The 20,627-nt window shown below is 54.6% G+C and carries 22 protein-coding genes; 6 read left to right on the top strand and 16 right to left on the bottom strand.

Annotated features, from left to right (window positions below; translation table 11 throughout):
• Positions 1 to 99: 99 nt before the first annotated feature.
• Complete coding sequence (locus GT003_RS22295; protein WP_161701999.1) at positions 100 to 1,269, bottom strand: MFS transporter; 1,170 nt, start codon at positions 1,267 to 1,269, stop codon at positions 100 to 102.
• 655 nt (positions 1,270 to 1,924) lie between these two features.
• Here GT003_RS22295 and GT003_RS22290 point away from each other — a divergent pair.
• Together GT003_RS22290 and GT003_RS22285 are read left to right on the top strand one after the other, a co-directional pair.
• Positions 1,925 to 2,917, top strand: coding sequence for a ketoacyl-ACP synthase III (locus GT003_RS22290; RefSeq protein WP_161701997.1), 993 nt, complete (start codon positions 1,925 to 1,927; stop codon positions 2,915 to 2,917).
• 176 nt (positions 2,918 to 3,093) lie between these two features.
• The gene (locus tag GT003_RS22285; protein WP_161701995.1) at positions 3,094 to 4,008 is read left to right on the top strand and encodes a J domain-containing protein; all 915 of its coding nucleotides are present in this window, start codon (positions 3,094 to 3,096) and stop codon (positions 4,006 to 4,008) included.
• A 66-nt stretch (positions 4,009 to 4,074) separates the two neighbouring features.
• Here the strand turns inward: GT003_RS22285 and GT003_RS22280 are convergent, their stop codons facing one another.
• Positions 4,075 to 5,205, bottom strand: a complete 1,131-nt coding sequence (locus GT003_RS22280) for a sn-glycerol-1-phosphate dehydrogenase (RefSeq protein ID WP_161701993.1) — start codon at positions 5,203 to 5,205, stop codon at positions 4,075 to 4,077.
• Between the two features lie 150 nt (positions 5,206 to 5,355).
• Between GT003_RS22280 and GT003_RS22275 the strand changes: the two genes are divergently transcribed.
• On the top strand, positions 5,356 to 6,438 hold the full coding sequence (locus tag GT003_RS22275; protein ID WP_161701991.1) for a glycosyltransferase family 4 protein: 1,083 nt from the start codon (positions 5,356 to 5,358) through the stop codon (positions 6,436 to 6,438).
• Between the two features lie 102 nt (positions 6,439 to 6,540).
• Positions 6,541 to 7,257 (top strand): glycosyltransferase, encoded by a 717-nt coding sequence (locus GT003_RS22270; RefSeq protein WP_161701989.1) that lies wholly within the window; start codon positions 6,541 to 6,543, stop codon positions 7,255 to 7,257.
• A gap of 186 nt (positions 7,258 to 7,443) precedes the next feature.
• Here GT003_RS22270 and GT003_RS22265 read toward each other — a convergent pair whose 3' ends face one another.
• From GT003_RS22265 to GT003_RS22205, 13 genes are all read right to left on the bottom strand, one after another.
• A complete protein-coding gene (locus GT003_RS22265) occupies positions 7,444 to 8,352 on the bottom strand; it encodes a hypothetical protein (RefSeq protein WP_428842603.1) in 909 nt (302 codons plus the stop codon).
• 157 nt (positions 8,353 to 8,509) lie between these two features.
• Positions 8,510 to 9,244 (bottom strand): hypothetical protein, encoded by a 735-nt coding sequence (locus GT003_RS22260; protein ID WP_161701987.1) that lies wholly within the window; start codon positions 9,242 to 9,244, stop codon positions 8,510 to 8,512.
• Positions 9,245 to 9,394: 150 nt separating this feature from the next.
• Positions 9,395 to 9,922: a GNAT family N-acetyltransferase gene (locus GT003_RS22255; protein ID WP_161701985.1), complete on the bottom strand. Its 528-nt coding sequence runs from the start codon at positions 9,920 to 9,922 to the stop codon at positions 9,395 to 9,397.
• 155 nt (positions 9,923 to 10,077) lie between these two features.
• The gene (locus tag GT003_RS22250) at positions 10,078 to 10,236 is read right to left on the bottom strand and encodes a hypothetical protein (RefSeq protein ID WP_161701983.1); all 159 of its coding nucleotides are present in this window, start codon (positions 10,234 to 10,236) and stop codon (positions 10,078 to 10,080) included.
• Between the two features lie 416 nt (positions 10,237 to 10,652).
• Entirely contained in the window at positions 10,653 to 11,384 is a 732-nt protein-coding gene (locus GT003_RS22245; protein WP_161701981.1) for a class I SAM-dependent methyltransferase, read from the bottom strand.
• Between the two features lie 289 nt (positions 11,385 to 11,673).
• Positions 11,674 to 12,426, bottom strand: coding sequence for a DUF429 domain-containing protein (locus tag GT003_RS22240; RefSeq protein ID WP_161701979.1), 753 nt, complete (start codon positions 12,424 to 12,426; stop codon positions 11,674 to 11,676).
• A 122-nt stretch (positions 12,427 to 12,548) separates the two neighbouring features.
• The gene (locus GT003_RS22235; RefSeq protein ID WP_161701977.1) at positions 12,549 to 13,046 is read right to left on the bottom strand and encodes a 2,4'-dihydroxyacetophenone dioxygenase family protein; all 498 of its coding nucleotides are present in this window, start codon (positions 13,044 to 13,046) and stop codon (positions 12,549 to 12,551) included.
• A 70-nt stretch (positions 13,047 to 13,116) separates the two neighbouring features.
• Positions 13,117 to 13,908, bottom strand: a complete 792-nt coding sequence (locus GT003_RS22230) for a lipid II flippase family protein (protein WP_161701975.1) — start codon at positions 13,906 to 13,908, stop codon at positions 13,117 to 13,119.
• A 116-nt stretch (positions 13,909 to 14,024) separates the two neighbouring features.
• Positions 14,025 to 14,954: a cysteine synthase A gene (gene cysK / locus GT003_RS22225; RefSeq protein ID WP_161701973.1), complete on the bottom strand. Its 930-nt coding sequence runs from the start codon at positions 14,952 to 14,954 to the stop codon at positions 14,025 to 14,027.
• 135 nt (positions 14,955 to 15,089) lie between these two features.
• The gene (locus GT003_RS22220) at positions 15,090 to 15,674 is read right to left on the bottom strand and encodes an HAD family hydrolase (protein WP_161701971.1); all 585 of its coding nucleotides are present in this window, start codon (positions 15,672 to 15,674) and stop codon (positions 15,090 to 15,092) included.
• A gap of 137 nt (positions 15,675 to 15,811) precedes the next feature.
• Positions 15,812 to 16,372 carry a GNAT family N-acetyltransferase gene (locus tag GT003_RS22215; protein WP_161701968.1) on the bottom strand — a complete coding sequence of 187 codons (561 nt, stop codon included), beginning with the start codon at positions 16,370 to 16,372 and terminating at the stop codon, positions 15,812 to 15,814.
• Between the two features lie 39 nt (positions 16,373 to 16,411).
• Positions 16,412 to 17,431: a serine hydrolase domain-containing protein gene (locus GT003_RS22210; protein ID WP_161701966.1), complete on the bottom strand. Its 1,020-nt coding sequence runs from the start codon at positions 17,429 to 17,431 to the stop codon at positions 16,412 to 16,414.
• Positions 17,379 to 18,605 carry a GIY-YIG nuclease family protein gene (locus GT003_RS22205; protein WP_161701964.1) on the bottom strand — a complete coding sequence of 409 codons (1,227 nt, stop codon included), beginning with the start codon at positions 18,603 to 18,605 and terminating at the stop codon, positions 17,379 to 17,381. Before GT003_RS22205 ends, GT003_RS22210 begins: the two co-directional genes overlap by 53 nt.
• A 177-nt stretch (positions 18,606 to 18,782) precedes the next feature.
• Here GT003_RS22205 and GT003_RS22200 point away from each other — a divergent pair, with 177 nt between their 5' ends.
• Positions 18,783 to 19,160: a VOC family protein gene (locus tag GT003_RS22200; protein WP_161701962.1), complete on the top strand. Its 378-nt coding sequence runs from the start codon at positions 18,783 to 18,785 to the stop codon at positions 19,158 to 19,160.
• A gap of 26 nt (positions 19,161 to 19,186) precedes the next feature.
• Positions 19,187 to 19,651, top strand: a complete 465-nt coding sequence (locus GT003_RS22195; protein WP_161701960.1) for a helix-hairpin-helix domain-containing protein — start codon at positions 19,187 to 19,189, stop codon at positions 19,649 to 19,651.
• 149 nt (positions 19,652 to 19,800) lie between these two features.
• Here GT003_RS22195 and GT003_RS22190 read toward each other — a convergent pair whose 3' ends face one another.
• The gene (locus tag GT003_RS22190; RefSeq protein ID WP_161701958.1) at positions 19,801 to 20,610 is read right to left on the bottom strand and encodes a glycosyltransferase; all 810 of its coding nucleotides are present in this window, start codon (positions 20,608 to 20,610) and stop codon (positions 19,801 to 19,803) included.
• Positions 20,611 to 20,627: the final 17 nt, after the last annotated feature.

The following is a 20,627-nucleotide window of genomic DNA, read 5'->3' as shown; positions in this document are numbered from 1 at the left end:
TCCATGCTTTGCCCGCTATTGCAGCCCGAAGAAAAATCCTCACGAACAATGACTCCCCGGACCGATAGGGCCGCAATCTACGGCCGCTTAGGTCGTTTCTTAACGGGATGTAAGCTTCGCATAATACCGTTGGAACGAGACGGAGTAAATCAACATGTAGACCACGATCGGTACGGCGACCAAATTGATAATGACAAGCGTCGTATTCAACGCAAAGAACTTCGTCAACACGCCTACGACAACCGGAGGAACGATAAACCCGGCGTACGCGCACATATAAAACGCCGATATGACGAGCGAACGCTCTTCCGGCTTCGACAGCTGTCCCGCAAACCGCAATCCGACTTGAAACGTCCATCCGGCGCCGATGCCTTGAACGAATATCCCGGCCCAGAGCAATGGCAAGCTCTCGGTCTGCCCGGAAAACGCGATCAGCCACGATCCGACGGCAAGCGCCAGAATGCTGCTACGCATTCGCGTAACGGGATGACGAGGCCATGGGAAGAACTGCATCAGTGCCCCTCCGCCCAGCAGCAGGAGAATCATCAGTCCCGATATCGAGAGATTGCTGCTGTGAAGCACATGCTTTACGAAAGTAGGAATGAGCGAGAACACGACGCCGCCCAGCGTAAACACGGTGAAGATCGGAAGGCCGATAAACGACCAGAACTGCGACCGCATAGCGTGCGGAATCCCCAGCGAGATTTTGTTCCTGCGCGCATTCGGATCTTCGTGCTTCGGAAGCAGCTCCAGCACCGTCAAGGAAATGACCAATAAGGCGAACAGGATCCAAAAAGGCAGGCGAAGCGGCTGCACATGCAGGTATTGCACGATTAAACCCGAGACGGCGGGTCCCAAGCCGAATCCGAAATTCACGATGATGCCGGATAATTTAAGCGCGGTCCCTATTTTTTCCTTGGCGGTTTGTTTCAACAGAAAAGCGCTCGCCACGCCCGTGAAGGCGCCGTAGGCGATGCCTTCCAAAATCCGCGATGCATAGAGCATCCAGACGTTCGTGCTGACGATAAAGAGCACCGTGGAGGCGATGGAGATCCATATGCTGCAACGCAGCACCTTCTTCAATCCCCAATAGCTCCCTCTGGCCCCCACGACCAGCAATGTCGGCAGCAGAACCGCTGCATATACGGCAAACAAGATCGTGATTTCCAAACTGCTAAGCTTATAATGCTCGCCATACACGGGAAACAACGAGGAAATGTACGTCGCTCCGATGGACATAATAAGCAGGACGAACAGCATTCTTTTCATTCCGACGGTTCATCCTTTCATAGGTAAGATCATGTGAATTGAATCGTTTTGCTTTATCGCGTTCCTGCTCGAAGCGCGGCGGCTAACTTCAGGTATTAAGACTGCCTTAGTATGTCCTGCTTGGAGAAGCTTTAAGAAGCATCCGACGATCATATAGTCTTATATGCCCGTATTTGACAGGGTCGATTTGAACGTGGCCATCATGCTGTAGGAAAGACTAGCAACGTCCTCCATCATATCCCTCAAGGCCTTTGCCTGAGCGGCGCCGAACTGTTCTTCGAATTCGGCCTGGGCTCAATAACCCAGAATGCCGAATTGTGTCGCTCTCCACCCCGCCCCCGACTCTGCCAAGCAAGCATCGTAGAGACGCGTAAGATGACGCTGCGCGCGTCTTAATTTGGTTACGTTGCATGCCATTGGAATATCGATATCCGAAGTCATTCATTCGCCCCCCTTTTCGCGAATCATCGTCGTGACTGCCACCGTTTGGATTAATATAGCGGGCTATTGCGTACCCTACCTAATTAAGGGTTCCGTAATTGCAAACGGGAAAACGAACGGCATGACTATAGACAGAAATGAAAAAAAGGTGTACGTTGGTTTTAACATAAATTATGACCAGGTCTTAAACCCTGATACTAAGGAGTTGAAGTAGATGCTGCAGCATCCCTTGCGCTCATTGGCGGCAATCACGGCCTTCGGAGCCTACGTCCCTGAACGGATCTTAACGAATCAAGATTTGGAACACATGGTGGAAACGACGGATGAATGGATTTTCCAGCGGACGGGCATCAAGGAAAGACGGATCGCCGCGGAAGACCAGTTCTGCAGCGATATGTGCTTCGGCGCGGTGAGGGACCTGCAGCTGCGCTACGGCGTGGTGCTGGAGGACGTCGATTACGTTCTCGTCGCGACGACGACGCCGGACACGTATTTCCCGAGCATGGCTGCCCGCGTGCAGGCCGAATTCGGCATCGTCACCTGCGGAGCGGCCGATATTCAAGCCGCCTGCGCCGGCTTCGTCTCGGCGCTGCAGATGGCCAACGGGCTGCTGCTCTCCGGCGCCTATCACAAAATTCTCGTCATCGGCGCGGAGACGCTGTCCAAAGCGACCGACTACGCCGACCGCTCAACCTGCATCCTGTTCGGCGACGGCGCCGGCGCCATGCTCGTGGAACGCAGCGAGGACGGCGCGTTCCTGGCTTCCTATAACAACACGAAGGGCAGCGACGGCCATCACCTGTACCGCTCGTCGCTGTCTCCGGCCATCGACGGCGTGCCGATTCAGACGAACGGCTTGATCGTGCAGAACGGGCGCGAGGTCTATCGCTGGGCCGTCACGACGGTGCCGAAGGGCATTCAAACGATGATGGAGCAGAACAGCCTGACGCTCGAGGACATCAACTGGTTCGTGCCCCACAGCGCCAACATGCGCATCGTCGAATCCGTCTGCGAGCGCACCGGAATTCCGCTGGACCATACGCTGACCAGCATGCGGGAATACGGCAACACGTCCGCGGCTTCCATACCGCTGGCATTGGATCTCGCCCTCAAGGAAGAGCGGATCAAGACAGGCGACACGCTGCTCTTGTACGGTTTCGGAGGCGGATTGACGGAATCGGCGCTGCTGCTTCGCTGGACGCTGTAGGTCAGGATACCCCAATGAAGAAACGGACCCACGGCGACATGCTGCGGGTCTGTTCGTCATCTCCGTCAGCCGATGCCGCATCTTCACGACAACCATTGATTGAAAGTTGTCCCTTCGTGTACAAAGGCGGTATACTAGAACCTATACGAACCTATAGAAAGCGAAGGTAGCCCGTCATGGATGAACTGAAGAAGGCTTACGAGCTGCTCGGCCTGCCTGAAGGCGCAGCGAAGGAAGATGTCGAGAAGCGTTATTTTCTGCTGATTCGCCGGGAGCGCTCGAGCCGGCAGCGCGAAGGTTCGGAGCAGCCGAACGACCAGACGCTCAGCCTGGAAGAGATCAACAAGGCGTACAAGCTGATTTTGGAGCACGACGAGAAGAAGACGCTGGAGCAGTTCAATTCCGCTGCCTACGGCAAATACAAGGGGATGGCCGGTTCCGCACAGAAGTTCGACCATTTCTTCAGCTATTATAAATTCCATGTGCTGGGCGCCATCGCCCTCGTCCTCATCATTATTTTCGGCACCAAAGCCTACGTCGACCACCGGCACAAGCTGGCGGAGCTCGCGAAGCTGCCGCCGATTGATGTAAGCGTCTCCTTCTACGGCGAATACTTCAGCCAGGATGGCAGCTATCCGGTCAGCGACCTGAAGCCGCTCGAGGCGAAGTTCCTGTCCCAGTTCCCGGACTGGCAGCGCGTCGAGGCGTTCTTCACCTACGTGCCGTCGGAGCTCAAGAGCGAGCAGGATTCAGCGCTCATTCAGAAGAGCATGATCGACCTCATGATGAACAAAGCGGACGTGTACATTTTGGATAAGCTGAACTTCGAGAAGCTGGCGCAAAACGGTTCCCTCCTTCCCCTTGACGGCGACAATGCCGCCAAGCTGGGCGAGAACCACAAGCCGGAGCAGGATCTGAAGGCCTCGACCGAGGATGTCCCCGAGCAGCACGTCTACGGCGTCGATATTTCCGGCAGCCCGCTCGTCAAGGAGCTTCCCGTTATCGGCAAAGAATACATTGCCGGCATTCGCGTCAATGCCAAGCGGCCGGACAATGCATTTATCTTCATCGACAAATACCTGGAACACTAAGCCGCAGCAAAAAACCTTCAACGCCGTATGGAACGCGCGGCATTGAAGGTTTTTTTGTCGTCCGTATTAGCCGTTCAGCACCACATGCTTCAGCCCCGTGTACCGGTCGCGCAGCTCATGCGCCTCCCGCATCGCCGCCTCGATCAAAGCATCCGTCAAACCGATCTCACTCGGTTCGGCCGGCCCTCCGGCCCGCTGCAGCCATGCCTGGAGCTGACTGCTCTCGGGCAGCTTGCCGAAAATGTCAGGGTACGCCTCGCCCAGCTTCTCGCGGTACAGCTTCGCCAGCATCACCGATGCGACGCCGACCTTGGCGCCGTGCAGCAGCTGCCTGCGGCCTTCCGCCAAATACGCCATTTCCCAATGATGCGACAGATGATGCTCGCCGCCCGATGCCGGCCGCGAATGGCCCACGAGCAGCATCGACCAGCCCGACAGCAGCAGCGCCTCCATCAGTACTTCGACGCCATGCACGGAACCCGTCGCAATCTCGTCCACGGACTCGACGCAGCGCAGCAGTGCGCGTTCCGTCAGCTCATAGGCGAGCGGAGAGAAATGCTCCCCTGCCATCTCGCTTGAGAAACGCCAGTCGGCCAGCGAAGTGAATTTGCCCAGCATGTCCGCGAAACCCGCTGCCGTCATTCGCTGCGGCGCGGCCGCGAGCACGTCCAGATCGGCAAAGATCGCCTCCGGCGCGATCGCCGGAACCGTCTGCTTGAATCCGTCCACGATAATCGGCGCCCCGACGGACGTGAAGCCGTCCACTGACGCCGCGGTCGGAACCGATAGGAACGCGCGCCCCGTCTGATGGCAGACGAAACGAACCACGTCGTTGATCGTACCCGAGCCGACGGCTAACACCGCCTCCGTTTGCTTTGGCGTTTGCAGCAGCACTTGCACGATCGTCCGCTCGTCGGCGATCACGTCTCCCTGTTCGTTCGGCTTCAGACGGCAGACGGCAAATTCGATGCCATGCTCGGCAAGCAGTCCGGCCAGCCGTTCACCGGCGGCTTCCCACGTATGCTCGTCGACGACGAGGGCGACGGAGGCGAAGCCCCGCTCCCGGATATACGGCCCGACCTTCGCGAGCGCTCCCGCTTCCAGCACGCCGTCCATCACGATCGGTGCATAGACGACGCCTTCCGGCCGTTCTACCGCAAGCGTATTGATCTCGTTCAAAGTGGCTTTCAAGTCCATAGCGACACTGTCCCCTTTCTTCATTTCTTCATTTTACCACACCCGGGCAATTGGGAGTCTTACAACTGCCGGCTGACAAGTACCCAATCGGGCGGCTCCGGTCGCACATAAACTAGCGGTAAGCGTGCTTTACTAGGGAGGAAGAAGGCCATGAAGCTGCTTTTCACTTTTTTCGTGCCCAGCGGAGGAATCGAGACGCTGAACAGACTGCGTTATCACGCGTTAGGGGCTGCCGGCATCGAAGCTCACGCCTTGTATCTATGGCCGGGAGCAGGCCAGCAGAACATGTCGGGCATTCCGCATTTCGTCACCAATAACGATTCCGAGATCAAGAACGTCCTCGAAGCCGGCCAGTACGATGCCGTAGTCGTCATCTGCGACCATCTCATGCTCCAGCGCCTGTATGGGCTCGGATACCGCGGACCTATGCTCTATGAGGCTCAAGGACTCGGTACGCGCGAACAAGCCGCCTCGACGCTCGCCTTCGCTTCCATGTTCATCCGCATGTATGCCAGAGGCGTCATCAGTCCGCCGACCTCGCATCTGATGGAGCTGTTTCAGCAGCATCTGAGCGATTTCCCGCGGTTTTACGTTCAAAACATGATCGACACGCAGCAGTTTACCCATCAGAGCGCGCCGTGGCTGAACCCGACGGGAGCTCCGATTCTCGGCTGGATCGGGCGGCTCGAGAACAACAAAAACTGGCAGCTTTACCTGCGCATCGCCGCCGAATTGGCAGCGGAACGGCCTGATATTCTCCTGTGGATGTTCGAGGACGCGACGATCTCCGAGCCCGGCGAACGGGAGAAATTTTACGCGCTGGTCCACGAACTGAACCTTGGTTCCCGGCTTGTCATTCGCTCTAACATTCCGCACAACCATATGCCTTACTACTTATCGGCGATCGGCGATTCCGGCGGCATGGTACTATCGACCTCTTATGCCGAAGGATTCGGCTATGCCGTCGGCGAAGCGATGAGCTGCCGCTGTCCCGTGCTGTCCACGGATTCCGACGGCGTCCGTTGTTTCATCGAGCATAACCGAACCGGCAAGTTTTTCTACAGCCGCAGCATCGAGGAAGCCGTCACGGAAGCGAAGGAGTACCTGTACAGCCGCCCGCTCGCCAATCTGATCAGCCTGCAGGCGCAGCAGCATATTCAGACGCATTTCTCGCTTGCCCGCTATGCAGCCGATATCCGCAACGTGATGGCCGCCATCGGGGTCCATGCCTAGGCACGCGAAGAATGGTTCGGTGCCACGGAACAAATGACCGTGCCGCCTTCCCCCTGTCCCCATATAGTAACAAGAGAAATTCTTCCGAAGAGGTGCACGATCATGCTGCCAAAAGTATCGATTATCATTCCGTTCTATAACGATCACTATGTCGATCAAGCGATCGTGAGCGCACTCTACCAGACCTATCCGAACATCGAGATCATCGTTATCGACGACGGCTCGACCCTCCATCAGAACGTCATCGCCCCTTATCTATCGCGAATCAACTATATCGGCAAAGCGAATGGCGGTACGGGCAGCGCGCTGAACCACGGCTTTAGCCTGGCCTCCGGCAAGTACATCGCTTGGCTGAGCTCAGACGACCGCTTCCAAGCCGATAAGATTGCCAAACAAGTCGGGTTTATGGAAAGCACGGGAGCGCGAATCAGTCATACCGATTTCCACATCATGAATGAATATGGCGCGATTACGGAATATTCCGCGGGCGTCAAGTACGCCTCCGCCAAGGCGTTCATCCAAGCGATGCGCCACGGCTGTCCCGTCAACGGCTGCACGATCATGATGACCAAGGAGCTGTTCCTCGCTTTAGGCGGCTTCAATTCCGGTCTCCCGTATACGCATGACTACGACTTTTGGCTCCGGGTGCTGCTGTCCCGCGTCGACTTTCATTACTTGAACGAGCCGCTCACGATTTACCGCCGCCATTCCCAAATGGGCACCGTCCGGCATTTCGACACGATCTTGGGCGAAGCGGGCATGGTGAATCAGCGTTACGCTCATCTCATGGATGCCCTTATCGCACAGCTCCCGGGGTGAACGGCATCGTGCCGCCTCGCGCGGCGCGCCTTCTATACGCTCTTCCGCGCCCGCTGGCCGTATGGCAGCCGGGCTTTCGCTTTGACTGGTTCGAGGCTGCCGTCCTGACGAGGATGCGATGGAGTGATATGGCTTGCAATGAAGTGCAATAAGGCAACCGAATGATTTTCGGCTGCCTTGTGTTGTTTACATATGTTCATATTTGCGGGATTCTGCTAGCCCGCTCGATCCATTCACGCCGCCGCGCAACACCCGCCCTAAGGCTGCCGCCCCCGCCGCCAGCGAGATGAAGAAGCAGCAGCCGGCAGCGATCGGAAGGATCGACCCTTCCATAAGCGCGTGGCCGTTCAAGGTTTGCCAGCCGATCGCGACAAGACCGAGCAGGTACGCGATGCCGGCCATATGAATCAAGGAACGCCGCGGGGACGGCTTCTCATCGGTTCGCTCCACGAGCCAAGCAACCAGCGGCACCGCCTGAAGCGCATGGAAGCCCAGCCCGTGCAGCCAGATGATATTGCCCTCCGCACCGATGAAACGGCCTTGGTTGGACGATATCCAGATGCCGGCCGCGAACGAGACGATGACGGCGAACATGGCGTAGCGAACGCCGACCGCCATCTCCGGACGAAGCTTATACGCCTTTGCCCGAAAGAAATGCACGCCCAAGTACAGATAGAACAGAATGAGAAATAGCGCCACGAACGTGAAAATATTGCCGACCGCTTGATCGAAGGCCGCGTCGCTGTCAACGAATCTCGGGTTGATGCCGCGAAAATTCTGAATCGTCTCCGCGCCGTAAGAATATAAGGCGAGACCGATGTAGACCCTGCGGAACCAAGCCCGGCTTCGCTCGCCCATCGCCGAGAACGGCGCGATCGCCGCGGTCGACAAGATGAAGATGCCGAGTGCCGCGTCGAAGGAGAACGCCTTCGAGACATCGCCTCCCGGCGCGACTTCGCCTCCGTTAATAAGCGTCCATATTCCGCATACCGCAGCCAACAGAAATCCGAGCAGACCGGTCAGGACGAGCCCGCTCTCGCCTTCGAACAATCGCGTCGTTCGCTTCGCCTCTTGATGAACCTGACTTTGCATCATACCGCTTCCTCTCCAGTGAGTTCTACACTCACTTTACTGGAAGAGTATGGAAGGCCGTAATGGTCCCGGGGCTGGAATTCTACCGGACTTAAGCCGGTTTACTTGCTCCGCCGGAGGTCTTGCGGATGTGAGGAACTTAGGGCTGCAGGGATAGTTATCAAACGGACGATTCTTCTTTAATCAGCTTCCATGTTTGCTTTGAATAAACCAACTTAACGTTTGCGTCCGTTACTGCTTCCTTAAGCTCGTATACGTTATCCATATCTGTGAAATGCCCAACTGCAGTGATTGGAATCTGAATTTCAGTTTTGCTTTTTTTCATCCTGGATAGGTCAATTAACAAACCTTCTTTTGTCGATTCCATAAGTACCTTGGCAATCTCGTTTGGAATTTCAACCATGGATCTTCTCGTCATCTTGCGTAATTTTAATACGATTGCTCTTGATAACAGCTCCTCAAAGTCTTCCAGCTTCTTGACGTAAAGTTTATTGAACCAGCCATCATCATGTGCATAGTAAGCGAATCTGGCCTTCGGTATATCGTGCAATGGCTTTGCAAGATGACTAAAATACAATAACTCCGCAATTTGCTGCGCAGACAAGTGTTCGAGGTCTTCCTCTTTTTCGAAATCCACCCAACAAAAATCGCCATATCCATAGACATTGTCATCAATTAAATCCTTTATTCCTTGAGCTGTTACGTAGTCAAACCTGGTGTGTGGGTTCCACTCTGCGCCATCGAAATTATGCTTAAGCAGGATTAGGTTTTCTGGCCTAGGTTGGACACAAGACATGAACTCATAGAATTCAAACCCATAGGAATAGAAACAATGGTTATCAAATTCGCGTCCGTTTACGTAGATCAGATCTCTAGTCATTTGTTTTTTCCGCATTGGATTCCCTCATGGTCTTCAATTGTGAGCCTTATCTTACATCTTCCGGGTTAACCGGCAGTTTATAATCATACAGCAGAGCCTCATCAAAGGAGCGAAACAATACGATAAGAATCGCCTTCACAATAACCCCTCGCCTCGGTACAGCCGTTACAGCTTCTTAATCATATGAATATCATTTGGCTCTTTCTCAAATAATTCTTCATCCAGCTCATCGGCCAGTTGACTCCCGCAGCTCTTATAGAAGGAAACCGCAGACCGGGTCTCGGTCGATGAAATATATAAATACTTCGCTCCTCTAGCTCGCGCCTCTACGCTCAAATCGTTCATGATCCGTGTACCAATGCCTTGTCTTCGATATCGCCTTGAAACAAACATGAGATCGATTTGCAGTTGATCATGCTCCCTGCCCCTGAATTGATGGGCCAAAACTCCAAACCCCACTAGCAGCTCTCCATCAAATGCTCCGACTGCTACTCCGTCGTTCTGCAATTCATGGATGAAGCGACCTTGCATTTCCCTTGTCAGCTCTTCATCCCAAGTCGGACACTCGTGAGCGGCCGGGGTTTCGTTCAACACTCCGTTGTGCATGCGATAAAGGATATCAATCGTTTCGGAACGATCGATATCGGTCAGTTTATGTACATCAGCTAGCGTTAATTTACGAAAGGATATCATGTTGGACCCCCGCTATGAATCGTATTCAAGTTGATTTCGAGCAAATAAAAACCGCCCTTGATCAGGCGGTGATTGTCAGTTAGTCTATCGATTCGTTATCTCGGCTCTTGGTTACGACCGCAGCATGGCACGAGCTGAAGGAGGGTTACGCTGCGCTACTTCTTAATGTTGTACACGCCGAAACGATTGATATCGTCAATCGCTTTTTGCCCGTACGCTTCGATAATCGCGGCCTCGCCTAATACGTTTTTTTCCTTCGTGTGTCCATCGAACTGAACGATCTTGCCGTCTTTCACAACATACAATGTTTCCATTTGAATCGCTCCTTTTCTTGGATAGCTGGCTCACCTTAATTTTCGAAGTTCTTCACTTCATTATTCGTTTTATTGAAGGCTCTTTCCTGCTAATTAACCTCATATTTATGAAAATGAGACTGCGAAACTTTAACTTAAGCACGCATGATGATTACTATAGCATGTTTCACTTCTACGCCAAGAAGCTTTCCGTGCCAGAGGCAGCCAGACTTCCTTACTATCTGTTAGAACTCCAGGATGTAATACCCGAATCCATTTATGATTTCCGTCTCCTGGAGTCGGTAAATTCGTTGGCTTCTTCCATAGTTCAAATGCTGATGCCCATGCAATAAAAACCGAGGCCTATACTTATTCAAAACGTCTACAAAACATTCAAAGCCTCTGTGGCATAAGTCATCGCCATCACCAATCTGAGACTACTTAAGCTTTTGTGCTTTAATTACTATAAAAGAAGGCCGCATTCTCTCGCTAATTAATTTGGGCATCTGCTCAAGTCCTTCAGGTATGGATTCAGGTTCATCAATTTCTTGAATCATAAAGCCATTCCGTATTAGCACATTCATTAGAGTTGAAAGTTTTCTATGGTATTTTATGACCCCGTCAATGCCCCAGAACTGCGTTCTTCGTCCCTCTTCTCCATAATTCGCAATCGGCCAATGAATTTTATTGTTATTGGCGTCCTTTATCCAGCCTTCTTGTTTTTGATCTGCTAAGACAACAGGATGCTCCGTAGAAAAGATCAAGTAACCGTTTGGTTGTATCCATTTTGAAATTCTGCTCATCAATGAATTGTAATCCTCTATATAATGAAAGGCTAAAGAACTTACGACCAGATCAAATGCATTCGGATTAAATTGAACTTCTTCCATTGAGCTATGTATGTAGTCGATTCGCTGATGCTTTCTTGTCATAGCCAGCATCTTCTCCGAAATATCCACTCCGGTTACATGCATGGCTCCGTTATCGGCCATGTAGGTTGTCAACTCTCCAAAGCCGCATCCCAAGTCAAGAACGTTTAAGTTTGCAAGGTTTGGCAATAACCGTCTTATCGCGGGTTGTTCAATAAAGTCGTTGTACGTTATTTTCGTTTCTCTTAAGTTTTTATACATGTTAAAGAATACAGGATTGTCATATAGATTTTGCTCCATGGAATCCCCTCCCGATCAAATCTATCGTTCTCCTTGTTGGCCTCATCATTTGTTATTGATCACTTGAATTTCCGGTAACGCTCTTGTATTCACAACGCCCCACCAGATTAAGTCCCGAAGGGACGGCCGCGATGCGGTTAGATGGTGCGGAAGTGTCTGGCTGATTCTAATTCTCTGCTGATGAAATGCTTCTTCGATTCTTCTTCCAACTTCTTCTCCGGAGAGAGGGCCGGATGGCCCGAAGCATGAAATATGGTGTTACGTGCTGTTCGTCACTTTCACTGAATAACTAACAATAACTCATGTTCATTTCAATCGAATTCAAATAATCATACTGGTTTGAGTTTGACACCTTCAGTTTTGGCAAAATTCCAGAATTAATATTAAATGCAGTTAGGGCTAAAATCGCAGCATCTAAAATATCGTCTTTAGCAACTGAATTAAAACAATAATGACTTAATAAATTATTAATATTTGTAATTGTTAATCCAGCGTTTATTAATATATTTGTTCTTTCAGATCTTCCTATTGAGCGCTTTTTTCTATAGCTTAGACCCAAATTATTATTAAATCTTTGAAAACACAACTCCGGATGCGATTCTTCCATTAAATCCTGAATACTTCCAGTTAATTGAGAATTGATAAAAATATCAATTTCACGTATCTTTGGAATTATTCCTTCAGATTGTTTAGATAATTTCTTATTATTGATAAGTAAATTGGTTTGGGAAGGTGTACTAGATCTTGTTGCTTGTCTTGTAGGTGTTCCAAATACACTGCTCTTTCTGTTTCCAATTAACATTTTTCTGCAATCGTAATCACAGTTCCTATCTAAGTGAGTGTTATTGGTACCTATTATTCCTTCCGGTAGACCAATTGGAACATCAATCAGAATATAGTCATGATTGTGTTTTGGATTTATTGCTGACCACAAAGAGTTGAAAGTTGTTGCAGTGATTAATTGAACATTAGATACTGAATTATCTAGAATTACAGCAACCCAACCTGAGCGGCAACCATCTATTCCAATTCCACGAGCCATATTGCCACACTCCTTAAGTAAATTAGACGAATTGCAAATAACGATCACGAATTTCGTATATCCCCCGTTATTGATGTATTCAAGAAGTACCTGTCCTCCTGTCTGCCACCACCTTAATACCGCTAGTAAATCAAATCCTCCCTAACCGGAATCCCATGTGCCGCACAGTAATTCCGATATTTATTAAGCACCGTATAAATATCGTCCTGTCCAACGATCTGGTCGTGCTCGTCAAAATATTGAAGTGCCCCGCTTAAGATAAACAGCGTAATCACCTCTTCATCTTCGGAAATCAGCGTATGAATGTCACCTGGAGGTTCAAAAATGAACGTGCCTGACGCGGCCACCCAGCTGCGTCCTTCGTACCGCCACTTGCCTTGGAGGTTGTAGCCAATCACGGCTCCGCCCGTGTGTCGATGTTTGCCCAGCACTTGATTGGGCTTGATTCGGAACAGGTACGTCCACGTCCCTGTGCTCAGGTCGAAGCGCAGCGGCTTGAAATAACAAGAATGATTATCCGTAAACGGAACCCATGGCAGTTCTTCGCTATCAACGACTCTCTCCGGCAGCTGGAACTTTTCCGCGAACCGGATAATAGTATCAGGAATCAGGTCTTTCATCATTAGGCTCCTTCAATCGTAAGTAATAGACGGCAGGCTGCCTATTCTATCAATCTATCAAATGAAGCTCTTAAATAGTCGTCACGAAATACCCGATGACATAGGCCGCAGGCACGACGATCAGCTGCGCGAGCAGCGTGCCGAAGAAGCGTGCCGTCATGAGCGCGACGTAGATTTTGCCAAGCTTGGTGCGGTATTCGGGGTTGCTGAGTGCTTTGTCCGTGATGAGTCCGAGCTGGGGATCAATGAAAATGGTGAGCATAATCGTCGCGAGGCCGTTGATGATGCCCGATGCCTGCGAAGCCGTCGTGCTGAGGTGAGGGTAGAGATGAGCAGCGTATAACGCGGACAGGACGCCCACGGTATAGAAGGAAGTGACGAGCATGCTGAGCAGCATGAACGTCTTCGAAATATCCAAGTAACGGAAACGCCGCCAGTTGAACCGAGGCAAGCGAATGTAATGGCGCGTATTCTTAAGCTGGCCGATCGTGACGCTGGAAATCATCTTCGGCACGGAGCCGGCGACCTCCAGCTTCGAGATCATGCGGCCGAAGAGATTCACGCAGGTCGGGAACAGCATGATGGCGATCAAGGTGCCGACGGAAGCGCCAAGCAGGGTCACGCGCAAATAATGAAGCATTGGAAACGACGCATGCGTCCGTCCGTAATCGACGAATTTGGCCGCGATCGGTCCTTGCACCATGTTCGCCGTCCTCGACACGAGCACGATAATGCCGGTCAACGACAACGCCACGGCGATTTTATTGAGGCGGACGCCCGCCAGCCGAACGGCATACGAAAGCGTCTCCGCCGTGTGGATAATCGTCGTCATCACGAAGACGACGATAAGATTAGTCAGCACGCACATTTCTCCTCTCCCGGAAAAGCAAAGCCTGCACGATAGGCCGAAGCGGTTCGTCTACCCTGGTCAGTGGAAACCAGACCTGTGGTAAACAAACCGCTTCGCTCGACTATATTTCAATCAAACAGCGCCGTGGACAAATACCGCTCGCCGGTGTCCGGCAGCAGCACGACGATCGTTTTCCCTTTGTTCTCGGGACGCTTGGCGAGCTTCACCGCCGCGAAGGCCGCGGCACCCGAGGAGATACCGACAAGCAGGCCTTCCGTCTTGGCGAGCAGCTTGGCCGCTTCGATCGCTTCCTCGTTATGCACGGGAATAATCTCGTCGACCACGTCACGGTTGAAATTGCCCGGAATGAATCCGGCGCCGATACCTTGGATGGCATGGCTGCCCTTCTTCCCGCCGGCTAATACCTGCGAGTCGAACGGCTCGACCGCCACGATTTGGACGGAAGGCTTCTTCGCCTTCAGCGCCTCGCCGACGCCCGAGATCGTGCCGCCCGTACCGACGCCCGCAACGAAAATATCGACGGCGCCTTCCGTGTCCCGCCATATTTCTTCGGCCGTCGTCCGCTTATGAACATCCGGATTGGCCGGGTTCTCGAACTGCTGCGGAATGAAAGAATGCGGAATTTCCGCCGCCAGGTCCTCGGCTTTCTTGATCGCCCCGGACATGCCTTCCATCGCCGGCGTCAGAATCAATTCCGCGCCAAGCGCCGTCAGCAGCTTCCGACGCTCCATGCTGAAGCTCTCCGGCAGCACGATAATCAGCCGATAGCCCAGCGCCGCGGCCGCGAAAGCCAAACCGACGCCCGTATTGCCGCTCGTCGGCTCGATAATGACCGAATCCGGCTTCAGTAGCCCGCGTTCCTCCGCGTCCTTGATCATGGCATAACCGATCCGGTCCTTCACGCTGCCCGCGGGATTGAAATACTCGAGCTTGCCGATGATTCCCGCTTCCGCCTGAAGCTTGCTCCCGAAGTTCGAGATCTCCAGCATCGGCGTATTGCCGATCAAATCCGTTAATTTCTTTGCGATTCCCGCCATATCATGCCCTCCTCGAATAGTGGCTTCCAGCCTACCTCAACTAGCCTAGCCTTCCGAGCGCTTCTCGAAACCTGCGCCGAACGGTCAGCCGGTGATTTCGCCAACAGGCCATATTCCCTTATCTCGAATACTTGTTTACTCCGTAAGAAGCCGCTCGTTTACTTGCTCGATCCATGCACCGGCTTCGTCCGCCAGCAGGCTCTGCCAGCCGAACTGTTCCCCCACTGCGAGATTCTTCGAATGGTCGTCCACGTACAGAATCGGCGCCGCAGGGTCAAGCAGCCGATGCAGCCGTTCGAAAATCGCCCTACCTGGCTTGCTCGCTCCCGCTTCGCTGGATACGACGACATGTCCCAAATAAGACCTGATCGGCTCCAAGCAAGGAGCCAGCCACTCGGCCCGGTGATTGCTCAGAATATGGATGTCGGCCAACCGGCTCCACGCCGGTATGCAGCGAACCGCGGGCAACGGCTGCATTTGGCCCCGCAGCAGCTCGCGCGCTTCGCCCGCAGTCACGCTTGGACAACAAGCCTGCAGCCACTTCCAGAACTCGGCTTCCGGCAGCGTCCCGCTCCACAAGCCCTCGCGAATCTCGGCCGCATACGCATCGCGAATCTCGTCATACGACTTGCCCGCAGCCTCGGCGATCCTCTCCCAGAACGAATCCAAGTTGGACAGAATCACGCCGCCGACATCCAAAACCAGCTGCTTCCTGTTCATGGCCGACCTGCCTCCATTCGCTTGCGCATGACGTACCACGAATCCTTGCGTTCCGGATAGTCGAGGCGTTCGGCCACTTCATTACCCTTGGCCCCTGTGTTCAAACGGCCTTCCCCCAAGCTCCCTCAGTTCCCCTCTTACGGAATCATCGCGTAAATGTACGTATCCCGAACCCGCGTGCCGTCCGCCGACATATCGTCGTTGCGCAGCGTGCCTTCGTGCCAGAAGCCGAGCCGCATCGGAATTGCTTGGCTGCGCTCGTTCAGCGCATCCATGCGAATCTCCACCCTGCGCGCCAGCAGCTCCGTGAACGCGAACACGGTTATGCCCTCCACCGCTTCCGTCATGTATCCTTTGCCGCTGTGCCGCGTGTCGATCCAGTAGCCGATCTCGAACTTGCGCACGTCCCAGTTCGGATTATGCAGCCCCGCAGAACCGATGAAGCTCCCGTCCGCCTTATTGAAGATCAGCAGCCGCATGTCTTCCCGCTGAATGAATTTGGCATAGGCCAAGCGCAGGTTCGACTCGACGTCCTCCTCGGTCTGATCCTGCTGGGCAAAAGGCAGCCATGGCCGCAGCTCGTTAATCGAAGCCTGGATGGCAGCATGAACGACGCGGCCGTCTCCCGGACGAGGCAAGCGAATCAACAGCCGTTCCGTCTCAAACTGCGTCGGAATATCCAAGAGCAATGGATCCATCGCGATTCCTCCTCTATCTGTCTCCTATGTCAAGCCGCATTATTTTATGATACTAGCATATTCCAGCGCCGCCTTCACTACGTCGCCGAAGCCCCGAATATCCGCCAAATAATCGTAGCCCGGCGGATCCTTCTCGCACTGGTTAAGCATGCGAACCGCGACCGCGTCATGCGACGGCAGGACTAGCACCGCGCAGCCGTAAGCGCCCAGGGACTGATAGGATCCTGCGGGCAGCGAAGGCCCTAACTCGGATATGTCCGATGGACGCTCCTGCACCCGCCAAATGAAGCCGTTGCGCGGGCGATCGGCCGGCAGCTCTTCGGGGGACGTCACCGCGGCTGCCCGCTCGAATACGCCGCTCGGTACGATCTGCTTCCCACCGACAACCCCTTTGGCCGCATGCAAATAGCCCCAGTAGGCCAGCTCCCGCGTGCTCGCGAACATATTGTTATCCGCGCCGTGATCGTCATCGTACCGATCATCGTTCATCCACACGAGCCGTTCCGTCCGTTCCTTGCGCCAGCCCGTCTGCGAGAAGCCGAGCGGCTCGAAGACGCGTTCGCGGAGCACGTCGGCCAGCGGCTTGCCGAACACGTTGCCGACGATGCGGAACAACAGGTGCAAACCGGTATTGTTGTAGCTCCAATCCGTTCCCGGCGGGAAAACGCGGGCCTGGATGCCCCTGGCCTGCAGTCCATGCGTATGCGTCAGCAGGTGGCGGATCGTCGTGCCTGCCAGCAGCGACCTGTCGGCATCCGCCAGGTAATCGGCCGCGAGGTCATCGACGCTCGCGATCCGTCCCTCCTCGATGGCCAGACTGACGGCAAAACCGAGATACGTCTTGCGTACGGACGCCAGATGGAATTGCGAATCGGCGTCGATGCGTCTGCTGCCCGGCGCGCGATCATGCTGCCCTTCATACCATTCATGAACGATCGCATCCCGGTGGATGAGGCACAAGGAAGCTCCGGAGGAGAGCGACAATTCCTTTTGGCGGCTCATGTAGTCATTCAATCGGAGAAAGACCGGGGATGAGGCGGTTTCGTTGCTCAGCTGCATGATAGGGCTCCTTTGCGGAATGGTTGGTAGTCCGATATTCGTAATTCTCCCTGCACAGCTGCAGCAAAGCATGCTTCAGCCCGCGCTTCGGCGCCGTGATGCGCAGCGCCGGGGCTTGTCCCTCTCCCGGGCGGCGAAGCGCCCTGCGCACCGCGGCGGGATCGGCGATCCGATTGACGATCAGCTCGTCCGGCTTCGTCTCCGCCCTGTAGCGCTGGATCAGAAACCGGTCGCAGGCCGTTTCCGCATAACCCCTCTCCAGCTCGTGCAGCTGGAAATCCCGCAGCATGCCCTGCTGCACCTTGGCGATCATGACGCCTTCGCTGCCGAAGTAGAGCACCTCCTGATTGAGATTCGTCTCCCGGTCGACGATCTGCTTCTCCGGCGTCTTCTCCAGGTTGCGGATATGCTCCAGCATGTTCTGCGCCTTCTCGAACTTCAGCTGCTCGGCATATTCGGTCATCTGCCCGTACATGCGGGCGATCAGCGCATCCTTGCTGCCGCCGAACAGCAGGTCGGACAGCTGCTTCACGTCCTTGGCGTAATCCGCCTCGGAGATATGCCCTTCGCAGATGCCGCTGCACTTGTGAATATGGTAGAGCAGGCAGGCCCGCTTGGGCAGCACCGTGCAGGAGCGCAGCTTGTAATGATCGGCAAGAAACTCCAGCAGCTCCGTGCGGAATCTAGCGTTCGCGAACGGGCCGAACCGCTTCGGCTCGCAAGCCGGCTCCGGCGCGGCGTCCTTGGCGCCTTTACGTACGGGGACGGAGTCGGACTCGGGCGACGGCGTCGGAGCGGACTCGCGCCGGTCCCGATAATGAACCGCCAGCCGCGGGATGCGTTCTCCCGTCAGCTCCAGATACGCATAACCGCTGTTATCCTTCTTCAAAGCGCGATTATAAGGAGGCTTATGAATCTTGATCAAATTATTTTCAAGCAGCAGGCTTTCCGTCTCGTTGTTCACGAGAATAATCTCGATGCTCGCGATTCGCGCCACGAGCTCCCGAAGCCGTTTGCGCGTATGGCGGGTCGTAAAGTAGGACCGCAGGCGGCTTCGCAGGCTCTTGGACTTGCCGACATAGAGCAGCACGCCCGATGCATCCCGCATCAAGTAACAGCCCGGCTTCTCCGGGTAGTCGCCCGCTTTGAACGCGAACGGTTCCGTTGTCTCCATGTGCACGCGACACCTCCGATGAACCGCCGGCGCGAGGGCCGCGGCTCCAAACATTTGTTCCTGGACTTATATTGTACTGCCGGCGGTTGGTTTTGAAAAGAAGCCCGGCGCATGAAAAGGAGGATTGGAAACTTCTGTGCTATACTGGTAGGTGAAAATGAGAGGAGCTGGCAGCGAATGACCATTAAACTCGATATGATCGGCATCGTGGTGAAAGACATGAAGAAGGCGCTGGATTTCTACCGGGCGCTCGGCTTCGACGTTCCGGCGGAGCAGGACGGTCAGCCGCACGTGGAAATCCAGCAGGACGGCGTCCGCATCGCATTCGATAAGGTAGAGACGGCAAGAGAGGTGTACGGCGGCTGGGAAGAGCCGTCCGGTCACCGCATCGAGCTTGCTTTCGCCTGCGACGGCGCCAGTGCGGTGGACGAGTTGTACGGCAAAATCACCGAACTTGGTTATGCGAGCGTTCGCGAGCCGTGGGACGCGTTCTGGGGTCAGCGATATGCCGTCGTCGCCGATCCGGACGGAAATCAGATCAGCTTGTTCGCTTAGCACACCCATGCTGGGAGGAATTGATCATGAGGCAAACGGCACCGAAGCTGCCGCTGACGGCAGGAGAGAAGAATCGGTTAAGAGCCTGCTCCATCTCGCTTGACGACATCGCCCGCCAGGACGCGGACGAGCTGGCCCGGCACTTGGACATCCCGCATGAACGCGCGGCGCAGCTTCGCGGACTGGCGCAGTTCCAAACGGTTCCCTCCATCGGTCCGAAGGTGGCGCAGCGCGTGGTGGACATGGGCTATCGCGAGCTGCAGGAGCTGGCGGGCAAAGACGCCGCAGCGCTGCTCGACGCGTGGGAGAAGCAGTGCGGCTACTGGGAAGACCCCTGCCTCGAGGATGCCTTCCGCTGTCTCGTGTACCATGCCGATCATCCGGAGAGCAGCAAAGCATGGCATGATTTCACGCCCGAGCGCAAAGCGTACCGGACCCGTCACGGCTATCCTTCCGATCGTCCCGAGGAATCCTGGCACGGGAAACTGTGATTCCGACGACCGGCGGCGAAGACGGCGACGATGCCAGCTTCGGCTGCATATGTAAACCAAACGAAAGACCGAGTTTCCATTGAACGCCGTTTCCGCTCGCAGGGCGGAGGCGAAGGTTCCTTGGGAACGCGGTCTTTTTGGATTATTCGTTAATGCGAACGCGGCAAGCCGCGCGGCTTTCCGCTGAGGCCCGCTTTTCTCGAAGGCGACGGGCTGCCTCCGCGCGGTACAAGTCCGAGCTGGATGAGATACAGCAGCCAGCGCGCCTCGTATTTGGCAAAGGTGCTCTTGACTTCGCGAGCGATGACCTCGGCATGCTTCACCGTCCCCATTTGCTCGTGCTTCCGGTAAGCGCAGAGCGGCTCCGGCAGCAGTTGGAACGGCGTCCCCGAGAGCAGCACGCGGAACCAATAATCCAGGTCATGCGTATACCGCATCGTTTCGTTGAACGAACCGATGATCCGGTACAGCTCCTTCGTCATGACGACCGTGCAGCCGTTAACGGGGTTGCTGTTCTGGAAGGCCCGGTAGAAATCGCCGGTTGCCGTGCTTGGCGGGATAATATTGAAGTCCGTCATCATGCCGCGGCCGTTGATGATATCGAAGCCGGTGTGGCTGATCTGCGCGCCCGTACGCTCCATCGCTTCGACCTGCCGTTTGATTTTGTCGGGATAAAACCGGTCGTCCGAGCTGAGCCAGGCGACGTATTTCCCGCCCGCAAGCCGGAAACCCGTGTTCAGCGCGCTCGCCGTACCGCCATTGGCCTTGCCGATGTAATGAATGCGGCCGGCGTAACGCTCGAGCGGTTCCTGATGGACCGTCGAGCCGTCATCGACGACGATGATTTCGATGTTCCCGTACGTCTGCGAGAGCGCGCTCTCGACCGCTTCGGCGACATAAGGATCGTTATAGAACGGGATGACGATAGTGACGAGCGGTTTCGATGGTTGAACGCCCATGCTGCTTCCCTCCGATC

The organism is Paenibacillus sacheonensis (assembly GCF_009909195.1).
Taxonomy (GTDB): domain Bacteria; phylum Bacillota; class Bacilli; order Paenibacillales; family Paenibacillaceae; genus Paenibacillus_Z; species Paenibacillus_Z sacheonensis.
Note: the sequence above shows the minus strand (reverse complement) of the source record. Positions and strands in the feature narration are given on the sequence as shown.